General features: G+C 64.5%; 22 protein-coding genes. 10 read left to right on the forward strand and 12 right to left on the reverse strand.

What is annotated here, in order from left to right; genetic code table 11:
- Positions 1-78: 78 nt before the first annotated feature.
- On the forward strand, positions 79-387 hold the full coding sequence (locus ACP2YP_RS16470; RefSeq protein WP_426425356.1) for a hypothetical protein: 309 nt from the start codon (positions 79-81) through the stop codon (positions 385-387).
- Positions 388-400: 13 nt separating this feature from the next.
- Here the strand turns inward: ACP2YP_RS16470 and ACP2YP_RS16475 are convergent, their stop codons facing one another.
- The 3 genes from ACP2YP_RS16475 to ACP2YP_RS16485 form a co-directional block, all read right to left on the reverse strand.
- Positions 401-586: a hypothetical protein gene (locus ACP2YP_RS16475; RefSeq protein WP_426425357.1), complete on the reverse strand. Its 186-nt coding sequence runs from the start codon at positions 584-586 to the stop codon at positions 401-403.
- A gap of 63 nt (positions 587-649) precedes the next feature.
- Entirely contained in the window at positions 650-1,876 is a 1,227-nt protein-coding gene (locus tag ACP2YP_RS16480) for a carboxylate-amine ligase (RefSeq protein WP_426425358.1), read from the reverse strand.
- 19 nt (positions 1,877-1,895) lie between these two features.
- A complete protein-coding gene (locus ACP2YP_RS16485) occupies positions 1,896-2,723 on the reverse strand; it encodes a class II glutamine amidotransferase (protein ID WP_426425359.1) in 828 nt (275 codons plus the stop codon).
- Between the two features lie 201 nt (positions 2,724-2,924).
- Here ACP2YP_RS16485 and nhaA point away from each other — a divergent pair, with 201 nt between their 5' ends.
- Positions 2,925-4,160, forward strand: coding sequence for a Na+/H+ antiporter NhaA (nhaA, locus tag ACP2YP_RS16490; RefSeq protein ID WP_426425360.1), 1,236 nt, complete (start codon positions 2,925-2,927; stop codon positions 4,158-4,160).
- Here the strand turns inward: nhaA and ACP2YP_RS16495 are convergent.
- Together ACP2YP_RS16495 and ACP2YP_RS16500 are read right to left on the reverse strand one after the other, a co-directional pair.
- Positions 4,157-4,786, reverse strand: coding sequence for an FMN-binding negative transcriptional regulator (locus ACP2YP_RS16495; protein WP_426425361.1), 630 nt, complete (start codon positions 4,784-4,786; stop codon positions 4,157-4,159). The genes nhaA and ACP2YP_RS16495 overlap by 4 nt on opposite strands.
- A gap of 74 nt (positions 4,787-4,860) precedes the next feature.
- On the reverse strand, positions 4,861-6,327 hold the full coding sequence (locus tag ACP2YP_RS16500) for a PLP-dependent aminotransferase family protein (protein ID WP_426425362.1): 1,467 nt from the start codon (positions 6,325-6,327) through the stop codon (positions 4,861-4,863).
- Between the two features lie 105 nt (positions 6,328-6,432).
- Between ACP2YP_RS16500 and ACP2YP_RS16505 the strand changes: the two genes are divergently transcribed.
- A complete protein-coding gene (locus ACP2YP_RS16505) occupies positions 6,433-6,813 on the forward strand; it encodes a nuclear transport factor 2 family protein (protein ID WP_426425363.1) in 381 nt (126 codons plus the stop codon).
- A 59-nt stretch (positions 6,814-6,872) separates the two neighbouring features.
- Here ACP2YP_RS16505 and ACP2YP_RS16510 read toward each other — a convergent pair whose 3' ends face one another.
- Positions 6,873-7,811 (reverse strand): LysR family transcriptional regulator, encoded by a 939-nt coding sequence (locus tag ACP2YP_RS16510; RefSeq protein ID WP_426425364.1) that lies wholly within the window; start codon positions 7,809-7,811, stop codon positions 6,873-6,875.
- 169 nt (positions 7,812-7,980) lie between these two features.
- On the opposite strand from ACP2YP_RS16510, the gene ACP2YP_RS16515 reads away from it, so the two are divergent.
- Both ACP2YP_RS16515 and ACP2YP_RS16520 read left to right on the forward strand, forming a co-directional pair.
- A complete protein-coding gene (locus tag ACP2YP_RS16515; protein WP_426426175.1) occupies positions 7,981-8,544 on the forward strand; it encodes a hypothetical protein in 564 nt (187 codons plus the stop codon).
- 144 nt (positions 8,545-8,688) lie between these two features.
- On the forward strand, positions 8,689-8,952 hold the full coding sequence (locus ACP2YP_RS16520) for a hypothetical protein (protein WP_426425366.1): 264 nt from the start codon (positions 8,689-8,691) through the stop codon (positions 8,950-8,952).
- Between the two features lie 22 nt (positions 8,953-8,974).
- Here ACP2YP_RS16520 and ACP2YP_RS16525 read toward each other — a convergent pair whose 3' ends face one another.
- The 3 genes from ACP2YP_RS16525 to ACP2YP_RS16535 all read right to left on the reverse strand — a co-directional run bounded on the left by ACP2YP_RS16525 (position 8,975) and on the right by ACP2YP_RS16535 (position 10,993).
- Positions 8,975-9,766, reverse strand: coding sequence for a hypothetical protein (locus ACP2YP_RS16525; protein WP_426425367.1), 792 nt, complete (start codon positions 9,764-9,766; stop codon positions 8,975-8,977).
- Between the two features lie 16 nt (positions 9,767-9,782).
- Positions 9,783-10,121 carry a hypothetical protein gene (locus ACP2YP_RS16530; RefSeq protein ID WP_426426176.1) on the reverse strand — a complete coding sequence of 113 codons (339 nt, stop codon included), beginning with the start codon at positions 10,119-10,121 and terminating at the stop codon, positions 9,783-9,785.
- Between the two features lie 122 nt (positions 10,122-10,243).
- Entirely contained in the window at positions 10,244-10,993 is a 750-nt protein-coding gene (locus tag ACP2YP_RS16535) for a hypothetical protein (RefSeq protein WP_426425368.1), read from the reverse strand.
- A gap of 237 nt (positions 10,994-11,230) precedes the next feature.
- Between ACP2YP_RS16535 and ACP2YP_RS16540 the strand changes: the two genes are divergently transcribed.
- Together ACP2YP_RS16540 and ACP2YP_RS16545 are read left to right on the forward strand one after the other, a co-directional pair.
- Positions 11,231-11,893 carry a response regulator gene (locus tag ACP2YP_RS16540; protein WP_426425369.1) on the forward strand — a complete coding sequence of 221 codons (663 nt, stop codon included), beginning with the start codon at positions 11,231-11,233 and terminating at the stop codon, positions 11,891-11,893.
- Positions 11,890-13,200 (forward strand): ATP-binding protein, encoded by a 1,311-nt coding sequence (locus ACP2YP_RS16545; RefSeq protein ID WP_426425370.1) that lies wholly within the window; start codon positions 11,890-11,892, stop codon positions 13,198-13,200. Before ACP2YP_RS16540 ends, ACP2YP_RS16545 begins: the two co-directional genes overlap by 4 nt.
- 3 nt (positions 13,201-13,203) lie before the next feature.
- On the opposite strand, the gene ACP2YP_RS16550 is transcribed toward ACP2YP_RS16545, so the two are convergent.
- A complete protein-coding gene (locus tag ACP2YP_RS16550) occupies positions 13,204-14,100 on the reverse strand; it encodes an alpha/beta fold hydrolase (RefSeq protein ID WP_426425371.1) in 897 nt (298 codons plus the stop codon).
- Between the two features lie 181 nt (positions 14,101-14,281).
- Here ACP2YP_RS16550 and ACP2YP_RS16555 point away from each other — a divergent pair, with 181 nt between their 5' ends.
- The 3 genes from ACP2YP_RS16555 to ACP2YP_RS16565 all read left to right on the forward strand — a co-directional run bounded on the left by ACP2YP_RS16555 (position 14,282) and on the right by ACP2YP_RS16565 (position 18,000).
- Complete coding sequence (locus tag ACP2YP_RS16555) at positions 14,282-15,670, forward strand: class II 3-deoxy-7-phosphoheptulonate synthase (protein WP_426425372.1); 1,389 nt, start codon at positions 14,282-14,284, stop codon at positions 15,668-15,670.
- A gap of 4 nt (positions 15,671-15,674) precedes the next feature.
- Complete coding sequence (locus ACP2YP_RS16560; protein ID WP_027532194.1) at positions 15,675-16,028, forward strand: diacylglycerol kinase; 354 nt, start codon at positions 15,675-15,677, stop codon at positions 16,026-16,028.
- A gap of 214 nt (positions 16,029-16,242) precedes the next feature.
- Complete coding sequence (locus ACP2YP_RS16565; protein WP_426425374.1) at positions 16,243-18,000, forward strand: NAD+ synthase; 1,758 nt, start codon at positions 16,243-16,245, stop codon at positions 17,998-18,000.
- A 255-nt stretch (positions 18,001-18,255) separates the two neighbouring features.
- Here ACP2YP_RS16565 and ACP2YP_RS16570 read toward each other — a convergent pair whose 3' ends face one another.
- On the reverse strand, positions 18,256-19,449 hold the full coding sequence (locus ACP2YP_RS16570) for a DUF2865 domain-containing protein (RefSeq protein ID WP_426425375.1): 1,194 nt from the start codon (positions 19,447-19,449) through the stop codon (positions 18,256-18,258).
- Between the two features lie 142 nt (positions 19,450-19,591).
- Positions 19,592-19,897 (reverse strand): hypothetical protein, encoded by a 306-nt coding sequence (locus ACP2YP_RS16575; RefSeq protein WP_426425376.1) that lies wholly within the window; start codon positions 19,895-19,897, stop codon positions 19,592-19,594.
- Between the last annotated feature and the right edge of the window lie 264 nt (positions 19,898-20,161).

Here is a 20,161-nt window from a genome sequence, read left to right on the forward strand (position 1 = left end):
CGGGCAATTGAGCCAATCAGCCGATTGACAATATGTTCATGGTTTGTTCTTATGCTGCGACCGAGATGGAGGCAAGCCATGGACAACCGCATCAACGACATCCGCAGAACGATCAGGGCGCTCCGCGTCAGCATGCGCGAGGCTGAGGCGATCATGCATGAGCAGATCAACCGCGACGAGGATTGCAGCTTCGTGGCGCAGGAAGTCATCAAGATGCGCTCGGTCATGAGCGGGCTGGTGAAGGAGCGAACCGCGCTCGGCGACAACGAGCCGATCCTGGTCAACAGCTTCTTCATCCCGCGGCGCCGGTCGGCACGAAAGCTGGCTGCTGCGCCGGTCCCGACTGTAGAGTCCGTATTTCGTCCACGCCTGGTGGCGAAGGTTTGACGCTGAGAGTGGCTCAATCAAAGGAACGAGGCGCGGCCAGATCCGGCTTTCCCGCCGGGCTGTCCGCCCACTTCGCCATCTCCGTGGTCCGCGCGTCGACGCCTTCGCACCAGAAGCAGCTTAGCGTTGTCAGGCCCTTCTCGGACAGGATCGGGACCAGGCTGTGGCCGCAACCGGCGCACCAGGTGATGTCAGTCATTCATTCCCCTACGGCGTAGCAAGTTTGGAAGAGACGTTTTCGTTGGCGAAGCTTGCGCGAGCGCTATGACTGCGCTGGAGTGCGCTGTCCGGTGTCGGTGCGCGTCTCTGATATCGTCGATGCCGCGATCCATCGCGACGCGGCTGTGATGTCGTCTCCATTCTCGCGATAGGCGCGCAGCTGGAATTCGGCCGAGCTTCCGCGCGCCACGATGGTGCGGCAGTGCTCGACCTCGGCGCGGCATTCCAGCGCGACGGCATCCTCAGTGATATCGTCGATGATTCGCGACAGCAGCTCCGAGATCGTCACCGGCCCGTCTTGTGATGCAAAGATGCAGTCGGTGCCGTAGCGCTGGGCGCGCCATTTGTTTTCGACCGCAATCGCACGTTCGACCGCGGTGACCTCCTTCGACAGATGCGGCCTCAGATAGAGGTGCCGCGTCAGGCAACGGTACAGCGAGGCAATGGCAACGGCGTCGTCGACGAAGGTGCAGGTGTCGGGCGCGCGAAGCTCCAGCGTCGGGTGTTTCATGGAGGGGCGCATCGCCCACCAGATGTGGCTTTCGTCGGGGATCACGCCGGAGCGCTGCAACGCGCCGACGTAATCGTCGTAATCGCGCTTGCTCTCGAACAACTCGGGCAGGCCGGTGCGCGGCAGCTCGGAATAGGCCGCGAGCCGGTAGCCCTTCAGTCCCGTCTTGTGCGAATTCCAGAACGGCGAGGATGCCGACAGCGCGATGAACAGCGGCAGATGCGGCAGCATCGCCCGCATCACCGCCATCCGCTTCTCCGGATCGGGCAGTTGAACATGCACGTGCATGCCGCACATCATGTTGCGGTGGCCAATGCTGCGAAGGTCCTCGATCATCTCCTCGTAGCGCGGCTTCGGGCTCGGCTGCGACATGCGCCAGATGGCGGTCGGGTGCGTGCCGCAGGCCATGATCACAAAGCCATACTGCGCGGCGACGTTGGCGACCTCGCGACGCAGGAACCTCAGCTCCTCCCGCGCGTCATTGACATCGATGTGAATATTGGTCGCGACCTCGAGCTGGGATTGCAGCATTTCACGCATGGCCTGGCCGCCGGTCGACCAGTTCGCCGATTCGAACAGCTCGTTGGGCGTCTGGATCGCGACTTCGAGGGTGCGGCGATCGGCGAGGAAATATTCCTCCTCGATGCCGAAGGAATATTCGGTCGCCTTGCCGCGTCCGCCGGCCGAACGAATCACGAGATGCTGCTCGCCGGAAGCATCCAGCCGCAGCCGTTTCAAAACGTCCGAAGCAAATGCCATGCGCCACCCGGCAGTGGTATTACCTGCGGGCGATAATCCTTCTGACCGGGGCGGGTTCCGCGTCGGAGACAGTGGAATTCGCGAGGTCGAACGGAACAATTTTGACGCGGTCCGACGCGCGCGCGATCAGGGCGTGGTTCGGCGGCACCTCCGTCCAGTCGGTTTCCTTGTCGAACGGCTCGGACACGACGACGACCTGGCCGCCGGCCTCGCGGAAATAGAGCGTGTTGGCGGCGTCGTTGACGGCGACGCGGAACGCGTAGAGATCCCTGCCGTTCGCGATCGCGCTGGTGAAGCGCAGCCGCTCGCGAAGCTGGCCTTCATTGACGAGGCCGACGAGCGATTGCAGCACGGCCCGTGTTGCCCCGAGCGGATCGGCGTCGAGACCCGCGCCCATCATCGCGAGAAACACGGCTTCCGAGTCGGTCGTGCCCAGGCGCGAGGGGTAATAGGCGTCGGGAATTAGCGCCTCGACCTTGCGCCGCAGCCGGTTCCAGCTGCCCACAAAACCGTTGTGCATGAACATCCACTGGCCGCAGGCAAACGGATGGCAGTTCTGCCGCGTCACCGCCGTGCCCGTGGCGGCGCGCACATGGGCAAAGAACAAATGCGAGCGCAGATGGCGGCAGAGGTAACGCAAGTTCTCGTCCGACCAGGCCGGGCGCGTCTCGCGATAGAGGCCGGGCTCCGGATGCTCGCCGTACCAGCCGAGACCAAAGCCGTCGCCATTCGATCCCGCCGTCGACTGCAGCGAGCGAATGCTCTGCGCGATCAGCGAATGCTCGGGCTCGGTGACATAAGGTTCGAACGAGGTCGTCTCGCCCCGGTATGCGATCCAGCGGCACATGGAGTTCCCGTCGGCAATGTGTCGTGAGGGTCACTAACGATCCGTACGGCGTCAGGGTTCCGGGTGCCGATCGATGCAGATGCGCGCCGGGCGGGGGTTGCCTTAATCCCAGCGCTCTGTAGAACAGCGCCCGGGTGCTCGCTGCATTGGGCAGCGACAGGTCAAGCGATGGTCGGGCCGCCACGCAGGATGCGTGCGCCCATGAATGATCAGCTGCCCGGCAGGGGCCTCCCCAACTCCCCGCTTTTCGTCGAGCGGGCGCTCACGACGCTCCAGCATTTCCTGCATGTCGAGGCCGTTAGCGGCGTCGTGCTGCTGGCGGCCGCGGCTGGCGCATTGCTCTGGGCCAACTCGCCCTATGCCCATTCGTATCACGACGTCTGGAACCTGCCGATTGTGTTTCGCCTTGGCGAGCACGCCTTCGTCAGACCCCTGCACTTCTGGATCAACGACGCGTTGATGACGGTCTTCTTCCTGGTCGTCGGAATGGAGATCCGCCGCGAAATCCACGAGGGTGCGCTCAGCAGGTTTGACCAGGCCATTCTGCCGGTGCTGGCGGCCGTCGGCGGTGTCGTCGTCCCCGCGTTGATCTATCTGACCTTCAACAACGTTACGGGACGCAGCCAGGGCTGGGCGATACCAACTGCAACGGACATCGCTTTTGCAGTCGGCGTCCTCGCACTGCTCGGGCGGTCAATCCCAGCCAATATCAGGGTCTTCCTGCTCGCCCTGGCCATTATCGATGACATCATCGCAGTTCTCATCATCGCGCTGTTCTACAGCAGCGGGATCGATCTCAACGGTTTCATCGTCGCATCGCTCGGTGTTCTCATGGCACTGGGATTTCAACGGCTCGGCTTAGGCTCTGCGTTCGCCTATGTCCTGCCGGCCTTCGTTGTCTGGGCGGGTTTCCTCATGGCCGGCGTGCATCCGACACTTGCGGGTGTCGTGCTCGGCTTGATCACGCCGGTCCGCTCGGCGAAGCCCGAGATCTTGCCGCCCGTCATCCGCGTGGAGACGGCACTGCATCCCTGGGTCGCTTACGCCATCATGCCGCTGTTCGCGCTGGCCAATGCCGGTGTCGACCTCAGGACCACCGAATTCACCGGCGGCGTCCAATTCGTGACGCTCGGCATCGGGCTTGCGCTCTGTGCGGGAAAGCCGATCGGCGTGATCGGTGCGACCTGGCTTGCGGTGCGCGCGGGTGGATGCCGGCTCGCGCCGGACGTGTCATGGGGCGGCGTCTGCCTCATCGGGCTGCTGGCCGGCATCGGCTTCACCATGTCGATCTTCATCGCCATGCTCGCATTTACCGACGACAGGCTGCTGGACGCTGCGAAATTCGGCGTCCTGCTCGGCTCGCTCATCTCCGTGACGCTCGGCCTCGGATGGGGCGCGGAATACGCCCACCGGCTGCGCAAACAGGTCGAAGACTAGACTGCAATCGGAATCATGGGCGCGACCTCGCGATCCCCGGCGTTCTCGCTCGCCGCGAGCCCTGCTGCGACGCCGATGCGATCGGCCTCGGGCCGGTTCTGGCTCATCTTGCGCTTACCCTCGAACCGCACCACGGGGATGCGCACGCCGACGATCCCGCGCAACTGCGCGGCGATGAAGTCTGCGGGCGCGTCACTGACCGCCCACGGCTTTGCACGCGCGCCTTCGTGCCTGTTGGTCAGCCGTGTCACGGCCTCGAGCAGGCGCTCCGGCTCCTGGAAGAACTCCACGGGGCCGTAGGCGTGCACGGCGACGTAATTCCAGGTCGGCACGACCTTTCCGGTCTCCTGCTTGGTCGCGTACCAGGACGGCGTCACATAGGCGTCGGGTCCGCTGAAGATGGCGAGCGCATCGCCGATCGGCGGCAGCTTCCATTGCGGGTTGGCCTTCGCCATATGCCCGTACAGCACACCATGCTCGCCTTCGCTCTCGTCGAGCAACAGCGGCAATGGGGTTGCGACCGGACCGTCGGCCGTGGCCGTGACCAGGCTCGCGAGGCGGGCGGCGCGGATGGTGGTGCGGATGCTCTCGATGTCGTCGTCCTTGAAGGCGGGGGGAATGTACATGGGGTGTCTCCGTTCTTGCTGCGGAGATAGCCGCAATCTGGACTGTAAGAAACTGCCAGTTTTTGGCTACTTCATCAGTCCAGTTCGGCGACCGCCTGCGCGAGAAGCTTGCAGCCGCGCTCGATCTGCGCGATTTCCAGCGCCGAATAACCCATGACGAGGCCGACCGTCTTCCGCGCACCGCGCGGGCCGATGAACAGGGCGGAGACGGGATAGATGCCGACGCCCTTGGCGCGGGCCGCCTTGATCAGCGCGCCCTCATGCTTCCGCGGCAAATCGTCGAACCAGGCCACCACATGCAGGCCCGCGGCCGCGCCCTCGATCCTGATACGATCGCCGAAGCGGCGGCGAAGGGCGTCGAGCAGCGCCTGCTGGCGCTCGGCGTTACGCCGTCGCACGCGCCTGACATGGCTGTCATAGGCGCCGCTCTCCAGCATCGCCGCAAGCGCCTCCTGCTCGATCAGCGGCGTGTGCCGGTCCATGATCTGCTTGGCGGCAACGAACAGGGATCGCAGCCCCGAGGGCACCACGAGATAGCCGATCCGTAAGGTTGGCGAGAGCGTCTTGGAGACGGTGCCGAGATAGATCACGTTGTCGCTGCCCTCCAGCGCATGCAGCGGCGGGATCGGCTTGGTGTCGTAGCGATACTCGCTGTCGTAATCGTCCTCGATCACGTAAGCGTCGTTCTGTCTGGCCCAGGCGAGCAATTGGTGCCGGCGTCGAATCGGCATGACGCCGCCGAGCGGATATTGATGCGATGGCGTCACATAGGCGAGGCGGGCCGCGATGCCGTCGAGCCGCTCGGTCTGAAGGCCTTCCGCATCGACCGTGACAGGCACAGCGACGGCGCCCGTCGCCGCAAATGTGCGCCGCGCCATCTGGTAGCCGGGATCCTCCATCACGAAGCGATCGTTCGCATCGAGCAGCAGGCGCGCGCAGATGTCGAGGCCCTGCTGCGATCCGTTGACGACAATGATCTGGTCGACCTCGCAGCGCACGCTGCGCGATCGCCACAGATAACCCTGAAGCGCGGTCCGCAGCCGCAGCGCACCGCAGGGATCGTCATAGGCGAGCCGCTCAGGCTTGCGCGCCATTGCGGCCGTCACGGCCTTCTTCCATGCGAGCACCGGGAAGTCCGACGGCGAAAGCTCGCCATAGCGAAAATTCGCGACGAGCCCGCGCGGCGGCGCGGTCCAGTGCGGCGGGTCCTGGCGCAGCCGCTCGCCGAATGCCGACAGCCGTGCCTTGCGCGCTGACGGTCGCGATGCGACGCGCGTGCGCCCGCGTTCGACTACGGCGCGGGCAACGCGCGGCCGCGCGCCCCGGCGCGTCTCGATAAAACCTTCGGCGGCGAGCTGCTCATAGGCGATCGTGACGGTCGAGCGCGCTACGCCCATTTCGCCAGCCAGTGCGCGGGATGACGGCAACAGGCCGTCAGTGCCGTAGACCAGCGATAGGATCTGATCCCGCAGCGCCTCGTAGATCTGGCGCGCGCCCATGCGGCCAGCGCGGCGGCCGGGAGTGGTCTTCATCTGGGTCATCGATAGTCTCGACACGGAGCGAATCTCACGCTCGTGATCGGTACGTAGAAGGGCGCGTTGTATATCTTCATGTCCCTGGTGCCGGCTTCAATAGCGGAGATCGAGATGGATGACCAAGCCAAACTGGCGGCGCTGCGGCGCCATTGGGCTACTTCGGATGCGAACGATTTCGAGGCCGAGCATGACATCTATCGCGAGGACGCCGTGCTCGACTATCCGCAGTCCGGCGAGCGCATTCAGGGACGCCGGAACATTCAGGAGAGCCGCTTGGTGCAGCCGAACAAGAAGCGTTTTGCGGTCCGGCGCATCGTTGGCGGTGGCGATCTCTGGGTGAGCGAATTCGTCCTGACCTATGACGGGGTGCCGTCCTACGTCGTCAGCATCATGCAATTTCGCGACGGGTTGGTGGCGCACGAAACGCAGTATTTTGGGGACAGGTTCGATCCGTCACCATCGCGCGCGCATCTCGTGGAGCGGGTAGGGTAGACGCGCGCGATCGGATGGCCGACCGGCGCCCTATTCCGGGAAACTACTGCAGCGCTTCATCACGCACCCTGCGGATATGCCGCATTCTCCCGTCGCTCGCGCTCGCCCAGTTCGCGGACGAGTTCCTGCAGGAACGACTCGGTGAAGGCGGGCAGGGTGCGTTCGGCGCGGACATAGATGCCGAGATCCGACCACACCGGACTGCCGGCATTGTCGAGCGGCAGGAACACGAGCTGTGCCTCGCGTGACAGCCGGCCGATGCCGAGCTGGGTCTGGAAGGCGACGCCCACGCCGCGCGCGGCAAGCTCGCGCATCAGGTCGATCGAGTTGGCTTGAATCGCAGGCTCCGGCGTCTCGGAAAGCTGCGCGATCAACGGCTGCAGCAAATGGTAGATCGATAGCTCCGGCAGCGCATGGATGACGGGGAAGGCGAGGCATTGCTCCAGCGTGACCGTCTTGCGGCGCGCCAGCGGATGCTCGCGCGCAACGAGCGCGCCGAGGCGAAATCGTTTCAGCGCGACCTGCCGCAGGTCGGGCGGATGCCTGAGCGCGATGGCGATGCCGATGTCGGCCTCACCCCGGCGCAGGGCTTCGAGCACATCGGACGATCCCATCACTTCTGCGGTGAAGCTGACGCGCCGGGCCCGACTGCGATGCGAGGCGATCAGATCCGGCAACACCGACTCGGTGAGGGACTCGATACAGGCGATGCTGACAGTGCCATGCCAGGCGCCGGACAGGGACGCCACGTCGGAGCGGAAGCGGTCGAGGTCCTGGAGCACGTTCATGACGTGGCGGGCGAGCATCTCGCCGACCGTTGTCAGCGTCAGGCCACGCGCATTCCGCTCGAACAAGGGCGATCCAACTTCTTGTTCTAGTTTGAGAATTTGACGGCTGACCGCGGACGAGGCGACGTTCAGGAGGCGCGCTGCGGCGCGGATCGAGCCGGTGCGGCGGACGGCATGGAAGTACTGGATGGAAGGTGAGTGAAAGCGCATGGGACCCCCGGCGGCACTATAACCGTTGCCGAAACGGCAGCAACATGTACGAATTTCTCTGCCTTTTGAGAGCGCTGGTTTCATCCTAGTGTCATGTGCCGACGGGCCCTTCGGGCCCGCGCGGCGACGTGCCCGCAACGATGCGGCAGGGGATATTGGGGTGAACGAGATGATCGCTTGCGAGCTGGAGCAGAGGCGCGATGCCCGTCTCGTCGACCGCCGCCGCGCGGCCGCTTATGTCGGCGTGACCGCCGGCCGCTTCGAGCAACTGGTGCGCGACAATGTCGTGCCGCCGCCCGTCATCGTCGACAACAAGCGGCGCTGGCCGATCGCGTTGCTCGATGACGCCAGGGAAGCGGTCGGCAGCAGCATGCCGTCGGTGCCGGCGGTGCGAGCCGATGTCGAGGCGCGCCCCTGCGATCGCGACAGTGCGCCGTCTTCGCGTGAGCTCCCCGATCAAGCCTGGTTCGAGCAGCGCGCGAGCTTCGTGCAGCGCGTTCGCCGTTCGCTCCTCTCGGGCAACGAGATCGGACTGCTGCGCGAGTTCAAGCTGCTCAGACAGAACCAGATCAGCATGTATGGCTACTATGGCAGCTTCGAAGCCCTGATGGTGCGCGGCTACATCGTCGAGATCGATCGCAAGCCGCCATCGAGCCGTCCGCTCGTGACCTATCGCCTGACGGCGCAGGGCGAGCAGGTGATTGCCGCACTGAAGGACGAGCCGATCTTCTGACCGGAGCGGCCCGGATGTCAGAATCGATAAAATCGTCCGCAATTCGCTCAACCGCCGCAAACCTTGGGGACAAGAAACGTGCGGCCTTAAACCTCGATTTTGGAACCGACATGCATCCTCACGGCAAAAGGGTGGGGCATCAGCATGTCAGTTCTCAAGGAGATGGTCGCGGCGATTGCGGGGGTCTACGCGCTCCTGTTCGTCTGCGACGCATTGTTCGGAGCCGGCGAGGCGCGCTTCGACGATTCCTATTACAGCGCCAGCTTCTACGCGCCGAAGCCGAAGGAATTCCGCTTCGCCAGCGACACGCCGCCGGCGACCCGCGTCAGCGAAGCCTTCGCGCAGTTCTCTGCGACTGACGCCAAGCCGAACAAGCGCTACTCGTCGCTGACGACGATCATTCGCTAGGCGCGGACCTGCCGCCTGCTGCTCAGGTTTGCTCGGCGATCTCACGCTGTCCGGGATGCTGCCCCGCGCGTTGCGGGATCAGCAACACGCAGACCACCATGAAGATGGCGATCACGAACGAGGCCAGCGGCCGGCTCAGTGCGAGGCCGCCATGGTCGAGCGGCTTGTCGAGGAAGTCGCCGACGGTTGCGCCCAGCGGCCGGGTCAGGATGAACGCGGCCCAGAACAGCGTGACACGTGAGACGCGGGTCCAGAAATAGAGCGCGGCGATGACGGCAAGCCCGGCTGCGAAGATCAGCGCGCCGCCGCGATAGCCCATGTCGCCGGTATCCGCGATCCAATCGCCGAGCGCGGTGCCGAGCGTCTGCGAGAAGGTGATCGCGCCCCAATAGAAGGCCTCGACCCGCGGCGTGCTGACGCTGTTGACCGAGATGGTTCCCTCGGCGCGATGCCAGAGGCCGAGCACCAGCACGAGGCAGGTGAGAAGAAGCGTCGAGCCGCCGGTATAGCCGATGCCGAGCGAGCGGTCGGCGAAGTCGGCCATCGTGGTGCCGAAGGTGGTCGAGGCCACGATGGTTGCCCAATACAGCGCCGGATTGAATTTGCGCGCGCGGATTTGGGCGGCGACCAGGACGACCATCGCTGCCAGGAACAGGCATGTGCCCGCCAGGTAACCCCAGTTCAACGTCATCGTGACGGTGTCGCCGCCGGTTTCGCCCAACGTCGTGGCCGCGATCTTGATGATCCAGAAGCCGAGCGTGACTTCGGGGACCTTGCTCTCGCTGATGAAGCTGCTCTTCGTATTGTCTTGCATGATGTCCTCGTCGGCGTCAGGCCTTGGCGACGCTATCCATGATCGCGAGCAGATCGGTGATCGCCTGCTTGCACTTTGCGGCGTCCGGAGTGCCCGCCCGCAATGCCTCCAGCGCGCGATCGATCGCCTTGTCGACGGTGTGCCAGTCGGCCGCCGCGCGCGGCTTCAATCCGGCTTCGGCCTCATCCCATTTGGTCTCGAGGTCCTTGATCCTTGTCTTGGCACCGGGCAGATCGCCCTTGTCAATCAGCGCTGCGACGTCGACGACGATGCTGCGGAACGGCGTGAGATCGCCAAGCTTGGCGGTCGCGGCCTCCGCGAGCGGCACGAAGGTGATGTGCTGGCTTGCGTGCATGTTTGGTTCGCCGGCGAAAGTTGTCACGAGGCAAACGGCGATGGCGGGGATGAGTTTCATCGTGTGGTCTCTCCTGGTGTGGCTCCTGCGTCCATGCAGGATGCGTTGAAGCTGTGATTGGGTTACTGCGCGGGACCGGCGCGGCGCGCGCCGTCGCCTTCGAACGTCACCCAGGCAACAAGGCCGACGATCACGGTGAGGAAGGCGATGCTGGTCTGGATCGTGCCGAGGCCCATGCCGCCATACTCGCGCGACTGCGACAGCAGATCGCCGAGCGAGGCGCCGAGCGGGCGGGTGAGAATATAGGCGAGCCAGAAGGTGAGAACGGGATTGGCGCCAATGGTGTAGGAGACGGCCACCGCCGCGATCAGCGCGCCAAATGCGACGACGCCGAGCTGGAAGCCGAGCCCGAGTGCTTCGGTCGCAAGATCGCCGGCGGCAGTGCCGAGTGCGAAGGTGAACAGGATCGCGGTCCAGTAGAACAGCTCGCGCCGCGTCGTGACGATGCTGCGGATCGACAGCGTGCGCTCGACGCCGAACCAGACCGCAAAGGTCGCAGCCAGCGCGCAGGCGAAAGCGGCGGTGCTGATGTAGAGGCTGATCTCGAGCTTGTCGGTCAGGAGGTCGGTGAGTTGCGTGCCGACGATGCTGACCAGGACGACGGTGAGCCAGTAGATCCACGGCACATAGGCGCGGCGGCTCAGTTGCAGCAGCAGCGCGGCGATCAGCAAGCCGGACATGCAGATCGCGGTCAGGCTGGCGCCAAGTCCGACATGCACCGCGAGATAGTCTGCGCCGGTTTCGCCGACCGTGGTCGAGAGGATCTTGATGGCCCAGAAGATCGCGGTGACCTCCGGAACCTTGTTCAGCATCCATCTTGCGCCAAGATTTGTACCAAGGCCTGAATATTGCGACATGCCCAAATCTCCCATAGCAGCGATGCCGGACCGTCGCGCGGGCAACTTAGGCCCGCCTTAGGGATCAGAAATTTCGAAGGAGGGCCGCCTTCGCCGCAATTTGGGCCCGCTGGGGTCCGCTAACTCTGCGCTAAGTCGGAATGGGCATGATTTTGGCGGCCGGACGGCCTGCGGTTTTTGAGGATTGGGGTTTTGCGGGTTCTGCTGATCGAGGACGACAAGATGGTTGGCGCCGCCGTGGAGCAGGCGCTCAAGGACGCCGCTTACGCCGTCGATTGGGTGAGGGACGGCGAGACTGCATTGGTTGCTGTTGCGAGCGAGTCCTACGAGGTCCTGCTGCTTGATCTCGGCCTGCCGAACACGGACGGACGTAGCGTCCTGCGGCGGCTGCGCGTGAACGGCTGCAAATGCCCCGTCATTATCGTCACCGCGCGGGACGGCGTCGATGACAGGGTCGACGGTCTCGATCTCGGTGCGGACGACTATCTGGTGAAGCCATTCGAGATCCGCGAATTGCTGGCTCGGATGCGCGCGGTGCTTCGCCGTGAAGGCAGTGGCACCTCTGCCCTGCTTGGCAACGGCGAGCTCAGTCTCGATCCGGCGACCCGTGAGGCTTCGCGATGCGGCCAAACGGCCATCCTGACCGCACGCGAGTTCGCTCTTCTCCAAGCCTTACTGGCGCGACCCGGGACCATCCTGTCGCGAAGCGAACTGGAGCGGCAGCTGTATGGCTGGAACGAGGAAGTCGAGAGCAACGCAGTCGAATTCCTGATCCACACCATCCGCAGGAAGCTCGGTGCGCAAGCGATCCGCAACGTGCGCGGCATGGGGTGGATGGTGGATCGGGCATCATGATCAGGTCGTTGCGTGGCCGGCTGTTCATCAGCTTAACGGCTGTCGTCCTGCTGACCGGCCTCGTGGGAGGTGTTTTGGCGCACCGCTGGGCCTTCAACGAAGCGATCGAAACCCAGGACTCGGTGCTGATCCAGATCGCGGGCCTGGTTCAGAGCGGTGGTTTTACCGGCGCTCAGGACCTCCATGGGGTGGGTGAGGATACCGAGGTCTGGCTGATCGAACTCGGGAAGACTCCGCAGGGCACGCCCGAGGAGCGCCAACTGTGGCGGCTTCAGGATGGGATGCGCGATGCGACGCGGAAGGGACGGCCGGTCCGCGTCGTGTTGCGGACGCGGTCCGATGGCAGCCGCTTTGCGGTTGCGCAGAGCACGGGGGTTCGGGATGAGATCGCGAGCGACATGGCGTTCCGCACCGTACTTCCAATCGGGGCGCTGATCCCTTGCCTGATGCTGGTGATCGCTGTTGTCATTGCTCGATCGCTGCGGCCGATGGTGCGTCTGGCGGACGAACTCGATGCCAGGCCGGCTGACGACATGACGGCGCTTCCGCTTCGCGACCTCCCGAGCGAACTCAATCCATTCGTGTCCTCGATGAACGGCTTGTTGCTGCGCGTGCACGACATGATGGAGCAGCAGCGCAGGTTCGTCGCCGATGCCGCGCACGAGCTGCGGACTCCGCTGACGGCACTGAGCCTGCAGGCCGAAAATCTCGATCAGGTCGAGCTGCCGCCTGCGGCGCGCGAACGCCTTGCCGTGCTTCGGCAGGGCATGCGCCGCAGCAAGCATCTTCTGGAACAATTGTTGGCGCTGGCACGTCACGACGTTGCGCGCTCCGATCGCGCGCAATGGGAGGTCGTGGAGCTCGATCGCGCAGCAAAAAGTGTTATCGCCGATCTCTTGCAACAGGCGATCAGCCGCGGCGTCGATCTCGGCTTCGAACGAGCCGAGTCAGTTCCGGTCCACGGCGAGCCGGTCATGCTCGCAGCCATGATCCGTAATCTCATCGACAACGCGCTCCGGTTCACGCCGGAGGGTGGCAGGATCGATGTGGCGATTTACCAGGACGGCGCGGCTTGTATCCTTCAGATCGAGGACACCGGGCCCGGCATATCCTCCGATGAGATTGGCCGGATCTTTGAGCCGTTCTTCCGCGGACAGCGACCGGAAGGTGACGGCGTTGGTCTCGGCCTCTCGATCGTCAAGCGGATCGTCGATCGGCTCGAAGGATCGATTGAAGCGGCAAATATCGCCGCATGCGGGCGAACCGGGTTGCGCGTTGTCGTCAAATTGCCCGCGGCCGCTGCGTGACTATCACTCCCCCTGGATCCATTCCGCGACGCCGCGCCACAGCGTGTCGCGGTGGTCGGGGCGGAAGAAGCCGAAATGGCCGATCGCCTTGGCGCCGACGTCGGACGGCTTCACCGTCAGCACCTCCGGCTTGATCGCCGTGAAGCCTGATGTCAGCAGCTCGACCGCCGGCCGCGTTGCCCAGGGATCGTCGGAGAAGCACAGCGCGCGCAGCTCGCCCTCGAACTTCGCAAAATTCTCCAACGCCGGCAGTTTTGAATCAAACAGATAGCGCGGGCTCGAGACCCAATCGGCCCATTGCAGGAAGACGCCCTTGGGCAGATCCTCGCCGATGCCGGCCCAGCCCGGCGCGTAGCCGAGCGCGTGGACCAGCGGCACGCCGACGAAATTCATGAAGGCGAAGACGCGGTATTTCTCCGGCGAGGTCATCAGCCGCCAGGTCGCGGCCTGCGAGGCTACGAAGATGGCGCGCGATATTTCCGTGTTGTTCTCGATCAGCCCGAGGGCCTGGCCGCCGAATGAATGGCCGACATAGGCGAAAGACAGGCCATGATAGCGCTCGCGCATCCAGCGCACTGCGGCGGTGATGTCTTGCGCGGCCCAGTCCGACATCGAGGCCTTGAAGCCGACCAGCGATTTGGGCTGGTTGTAGCCGACCATCGCCGGCTGCCGGGAGTCGCCGATGCCGCGATAGTCGTACGTGAGCACTGCGCAGCCGCGATGGGCGAGATAGGAGGCAAAGCCGCGATAGATTTTTCGCGGGACGGCGGTCGCCGAATTGATCAGGACGGCATGGCGCTTGGCGCCGCGCGGCAGGAACAGGGTGCCGGTCAGCGCATACCCGTCGGTCGCTGGGAAGCTGATCTCGTCGATGAAAACGTCGTCCAGTGCCGCGTCCATGGGTGGAAGTCGTCTTGCCGGTTTCCTCTGCCACCCCTAGCAAATGCGAATTCGGCTTTGCCCGCAAGGGTTTGCATTGCGAAATGGATTTACAACTGGCGGTGTCGTGCCAGCCTGTGTATAAGGCGGCCCTCGCAACCCACAGATCAGGTTGCACTTTTTGCTTCACGGAGAGATTGCGATGTCCGAGCGGTGGACGCCCGAGTCCTGGCGCAGCAAGCCGGTGCTACAGGTGCCCGATTATCCCGACGCCAAGGCTTTGGCCGACGTCGAGGCGCAGCTTGCAACCTTTCCGCCGCTGGTGTTTGCCGGCGAGGCGCGCAATCTGAAGAAGGCGCTGGCCCGCGTTGCAGCCGGCGACGCCTTCCTGCTCCAGGGCGGCGACTGCGCCGAGAGCTTTGCCGAGCATGGCGCCAACAACATCCGCGACTTCTTTCGCGTGCTGCTGCAGATGGCGGTGGTGCTGACCTATGCAGGCGCGGTGCCGGTGGTGAAGGTCGGCCGCATCGCCGGCCAGTTTGCAAAACCGCGCTCATCGCCGACCGAGAAGGTCAACGGCGTCGAGCTGCCGAGCTACCGCGGCGACATCGTCAACGACATCGCCTTCACCAAGGAAGCGCGCGTGCCAGATCCGCAGCGCCAGCTGATGGCCTATCGCCAATCGGCCGCGACGCTGAACCTGCTCCGCGCCTTTGCGACCGGCGGCTTTGCCAATCTCGGCAGCGTGCATCAATGGATGCTCGGCTTCCTGAAGGATAGCCCGCAGTCCCGCCGCTACAAGGAACTGGCCGACCGCATCTCCGACGCGCTCAACTTCATGCGTGCCTGCGGCCTCGATCTCGAGAGCCATCCGGAGCTGCGCGCCACCGATTTCTACACCAGCCACGAGGCGCTGCTGCTTGGCTACGAGCAGGCCATGACCCGCGTCGATTCCACCACCGGAGACTGGTACGCGACCTCGGGCCACATGATCTGGATCGGCGACCGCACCCGCCAGCTCGATCACGGCCACGTCGAATATTTCCGCGGCATCAAGAACCCGATCGGCCTGAAGTGCGGCCCTTCGCTCAAGCCCGACGAGCTGTTGAAGCTGATCGACGTGCTCAACCCCGACAACGAGCCGGGCCGGCTGACGCTGATCAACCGCTTCGGCGCCGACAAGGTCGCCGACCATCTGCCGGGCCTGATTCGCGCGGTAAAGCGCGAGGGCAGGGTGGTGGTCTGGTCGTGCGATCCCATGCACGGCAACACCATCACCTCGACGTCAGGCTACAAGACGCGGCCGTTCGATCGCGTGCTGTCGGAGGTGAAGTCGTTCTTCACGATCCACGCCGGGGAAGGCACCCATGCCGGCGGCGTGCATCTGGAGATGACCGGCCAGGACGTCACCGAATGTATCGGCGGTGCCCGCGCCATCACGGACGAGGATCTCAACGACCGGTACCACACGGTCTGCGATCCCCGACTCAATGCCGAGCAATCCATCGACATGGCCTTCCTGGTCGCGGAGCTCCTCAAGCAGGAACGCGTTGGAAAGGCCAAGCCGATGCCGTTCGCAGCGGGGCTCTAGGACCTTGCTGCGAATCTGGAAGGCCACGATCAATTCCCGCAACGGAATGGCTTTTGCGTTCCGCTCGGAGCAGGCCATCCGCGAGGAGATCTTTGCGCTGATCCTGTCGGTGCCGGTAGCGTGGTTCGTCGCCGCATCCGCGACGCGCGCGGTCGAGCTGGTGTGTTCCGTCGCCTTCGTGCTGGTGGTCGAGCTGCTCAACACCGCGATCGAGAAGCTTGCCGACCGCCTGACCATGGATCACGACAAGCAGATCGGGCGGGTCAAGGACATGGGCTCGGCTGCGGTCGGCGTAGCGCTGCTGATGGCCGGGGCGTTCTGGATCATCGCGATCATCGAGCGTCTGGGGTTCCTCTAGCTCGCGGAGATTATCGATTGAGCGTCGGTGCCCGAGGCTCCTTCACCTCTCCCCAACGGGGAGAGGTCGATTTGCGTCTCGCGATGCGTAGCATCGTGGAGCGCAAATCGGGTGAGGGGGCTCAGGTCCCACGCGATACCGTAACCCCTCACCCGGATTGCATCTCCGATGCAATCCGACCTCTCCCTTCGGGAGAGGTGATGGAGAGCGCTCGATGACCGAACGTCTCAACGCATTCGCGGTCACGGTGGCCCAGCTCAATCCGACCATGGGCGACATCGAGGGCAATGCCGCGAAGGTTCGCTCGGCACGCGCGCGAGCCATCGCCGATGGCGCCGATCTCGTGCTGTTTCCGGAATTGTTCATCGCCGGTTATCCGCCGGAAGATCTGGTGCAGAAGCCGGCCTTCCAGGCCGCCTGCCGTTCCGCAATCGAAGCGCTCGCGCGCGAGACCGCCGATGGTGGCCCGGCGCTGCTGGTCGGCACGCCCTGGGTCGAGGACGGCAAGCTCTACAATGCCTGCGCGCTGCTCGACGGCGGGCGCATCGCGGCGTTGCGCTTCAAATGCAATCTGCCGAATTACGGCGTGTTCGACGAGAAGCGGCTGTTTGCACGCGGACCGGCGGCAGGCCCCGTCACCGTGCGCGGCGTGCGGGTCGGCGTGCCGATCTGCGAGGACATCTGGCTGGAAGAGTCCGAGGACTACGAGAACGTGGTCGAGACGCTGGCCGAGACCGGCGCCGAGATCATTCTGGTGCCGAACGGCTCGCCCTATGGCCGCGACAAGAACGACGTGCGTCTGTCGGTGGCGGTCGCGCGGGTCACCGAGAGCGGCCTGCCGCTGGTCTATCTCAATCAGGTCTGCGGCCAGGACGAACTCGTGTTCGACGGCGCGTCTTTCGCGCTCAACGGCGATCTCTCGCTTGCCGCGCAACTGCCGGCATTCGAGGAGAACGTCACGACCTTGCGCTTCATCAGGAACGGCGGCGATTGGCGTTGCACGGGTCCGATCGTGGAGCAGCCGGAGGGCGACAAGGCCGACTATGCGGCCTGCGTCCTGGGCTTGCGCGACTACGTCACCAAGAATGGCTTTCCCGGGGTGCTGCTCGGCATCTCCGGCGGCATCGATTCAGCACTCTGTGCGGCGATCGCGGTCGACGCGCTCGGCGCCGACCAGGTGCACGGCGTGATGCTGCCTTATCGCTACACGGCGGCACATTCGATTGCCGATGCGGGCGAGCTCGCCGGCCATCTCGGCATCCGCTACGAGGTGCTGCCGATCGCGGAAGCGGTAGGCGGGTTCGAGACCATCCTCTCGGGCATCTTCAAGAACCTGCCGCCCGATATCACCGAAGAAAATCTTCAGGCCCGAACCCGCGGCACGCTGCTGATGGCGATCTCCAACAAGATCGGGCTGATGGTGGTGACGACCGGCAATAAGTCGGAGATGTCGGTCGGCTATGCCACGCTCTATGGCGACATGAACGGCGGCTTCAATCCGATCAAGGACATCTACAAGACGCAGGTGTTTCGGCTGGCAGACTTGCGCAATTCATGGAAGCCCGACGGCGCGCTCGGACCCGCAGGCGAGGTGATCCCGCCCGACATCATCACGCGTCCGCCAACGGCGGAGCTGCGCGAGAACCAGACCGATCAGGACTCGCTGCCGCCTTACGAGGTGCTCGATGCCATTCTCGAGCGTCTGGTCGAACGCGAGGAGCCGCTCGGCCAGATCATCGCCGCGGGCTTCGACCGCGACACGGTGACCCGCATCGACCATCTTCTCAACGTCGCCGAATACAAGCGCCGCCAGGCCGCGCCCGGCGTGAAGGTGACGCGGAAGAATTTCGGCCGCGACCGCCGCTATCCCATCACCAACCGCTTTCGCGACCGGGGCGAGACATTGCCCGCACCCGACGAGACGCTGATGTCGCGCGGCAGCAAGGCGTCGATCGACGCGTTTGAGGGATGAGCGAGGGTTGGCCTTGCGGTTTACCTCTCCCGTACCCGCGAGCGGGACGGGCGTTATTGTGCCCTCGCCCCTTGTGGGAGAGGGCAGCACCGCAGTCGAAGCGGACTCACGCGGGTGAGGGGTTTATCTCCGCATACTCATGTGCACATGTGAGCGCGGATAGAACCCCTCATCCGGCGCTTCGCGCCACCTTCTCCCACAAGGGGGAGAAGGGACTCCGGAGCCGGCAGCACTCAATCTCATTGCGCAGGGTAGCTACTTCTGCTGCTGCGGCAGGAAGGTCGGACCGACCGAGCGGATTGGCTTGTTCTCCGACGAGCTTGCCGTGCTCGTATCCGCAGGCGGTGCTGCGGCCGGAGCGGTGGCCGTTGTCGGCACGGGAGTTGCGCCCTTCTTGGCATTCGCAGGCGTGCCCTTGGTGAGCCGCTGCTGCTGCATCTTCCTGGCGCTCTCCTCGGTGACGATGATGTCACCCTGCTGCTCCACGGCGGCCTTGTCGTCGGCCGATTTCAGCGCGTCGGCCCAGCTCTGGCCCGCCGCCTTGCAGGAGCAGGACGGGTTGAACTCGCTGCGGAATTTGAAGGCGGTCGGCAACGCCGTGTAGGGCTGTCCGCTGATCGAGACCGCCGAGTTCATGTCCTCGCCGGGGTTGCGGTGGGCATAGAGCACCGCTTCGGCCGCCGGGCACAGCGCCTTGCAGGTCTTCTCGTCATCGGGAAAGCGCGCCGGCACGGTCGCAAACGAGATCGGGAAATAGGCGCCGTCACAGGTGCGCACGCACACTGTGCGGTAGGTGCCGGATTGCGGGCCGCCGAGATCGGAGGGCGGCGCACCCGGCGGATTGTTGGGATTGTTGCCGCCGCCGAACAGATTGCTGAGGAAGTTGCCGCCCTGCGACTGCGCGGCGTTGGCGTATTGCGGGCCGCAATTGTTCTGCGCGAGCGCCATCAGCACCGAGCGGCGCTGGCTGTCGCGCTCGGGGCTGCCGCCGCCGGGACCGCCGCCACGCAGGCGTTCGAGATTGCCGGTGATCTGGTCGAGATTGGCGCGCATCTGCTGGATCTGAGTGTTGACCGGACCACATTGCGCCGACTGGCCGTTGAACAGCGAGAAAAAGCCGGAGGAATCGCAGCCCATGCGCTTGGCCTGCATGGTGACGCGGTCGAGTTCGGCCTGCTGGCGGCTCTGGGACTCCTGGTAGCGGCGGATCTGGTCGTCGCGCGCGGGATCGCTGCTTCCGCCACGGTCGAGCGCGGCGAGCTGTCCTTCCAGTCGCACGCACATCGGGTTCGGCCCGAGGCCGCCCTGAGCGGGCGGAGGCGGCGGCGCTCCAGGCGGGCCGGCCTGTGCAAAGGCGTCAGTGGCGAGCACGATCGCACTCAGAAGCAAGGTGCAGGCAAGGAGGGAGCGGGGACGGGACAGAGACAAAAATTCAGGCATATCCGCCATTCTAGCGAGGTCACGGCCCCAAGTGACTTTCTAATGCGATTTGGGGGCCGAAGCGCGCCCTCCAATAGCCGCTTCCTGCGGCAGCGTCACGTCGTTTCAGGGGCCGTAAATGGGTCCTAAGATCCGCCAGTTCCGAGCGAATTCAGCGCTGGCAGGTGATTGCGACATACTCGTCGCAATGGCCATGGGAGCAGTTTGCGCCGGATTTGGGGACAGAGCCGGTAATTTCGTCGGGATCGACCCGGCGGTAGGCGGAGGCCTGCGCAAAGTCCCGTGACTGGCAGTAGGTGCGGGCGACCTGCGCGCCGCATTTCTCGCCCTTGGCCAGGCACTGGTCGACCCCGTAGCCGTCGGCCTGGTTGCCGATGATGAAGACGCGGGTCTCGGCGAAAGCGCTGGATGCCGCGATGATGGAGGCACAGGAGACGAGCGCGAACAGGGATCGCATGGGTGCACCGGGGCTTTAGGGGACCGCGGGTTCCAAATTAAACTCAAAAGGTTAAGGATGACGAACCATCAAGGCGGGGCGGCCGCGCATTGCGGAGATAAAACGGCATTTTCGCGGCTCTCTTGACGAAAGCCGCCTTCGTGGCCCATATGTGCCGCATGAACGGTCTCCTCGCCATCTGCATTATTTGCCGCGAGATTACGAGCTAGCGATTCGCTGGCTGGAGCCGTCTTTTCTCAACCACATTGAGAGCACTGGACGCCC

It is taken from the genome of Bradyrhizobium genosp. A (assembly GCF_049949275.1).
Classification (GTDB): Bacteria; Pseudomonadota; Alphaproteobacteria; order Rhizobiales; family Xanthobacteraceae; genus Bradyrhizobium.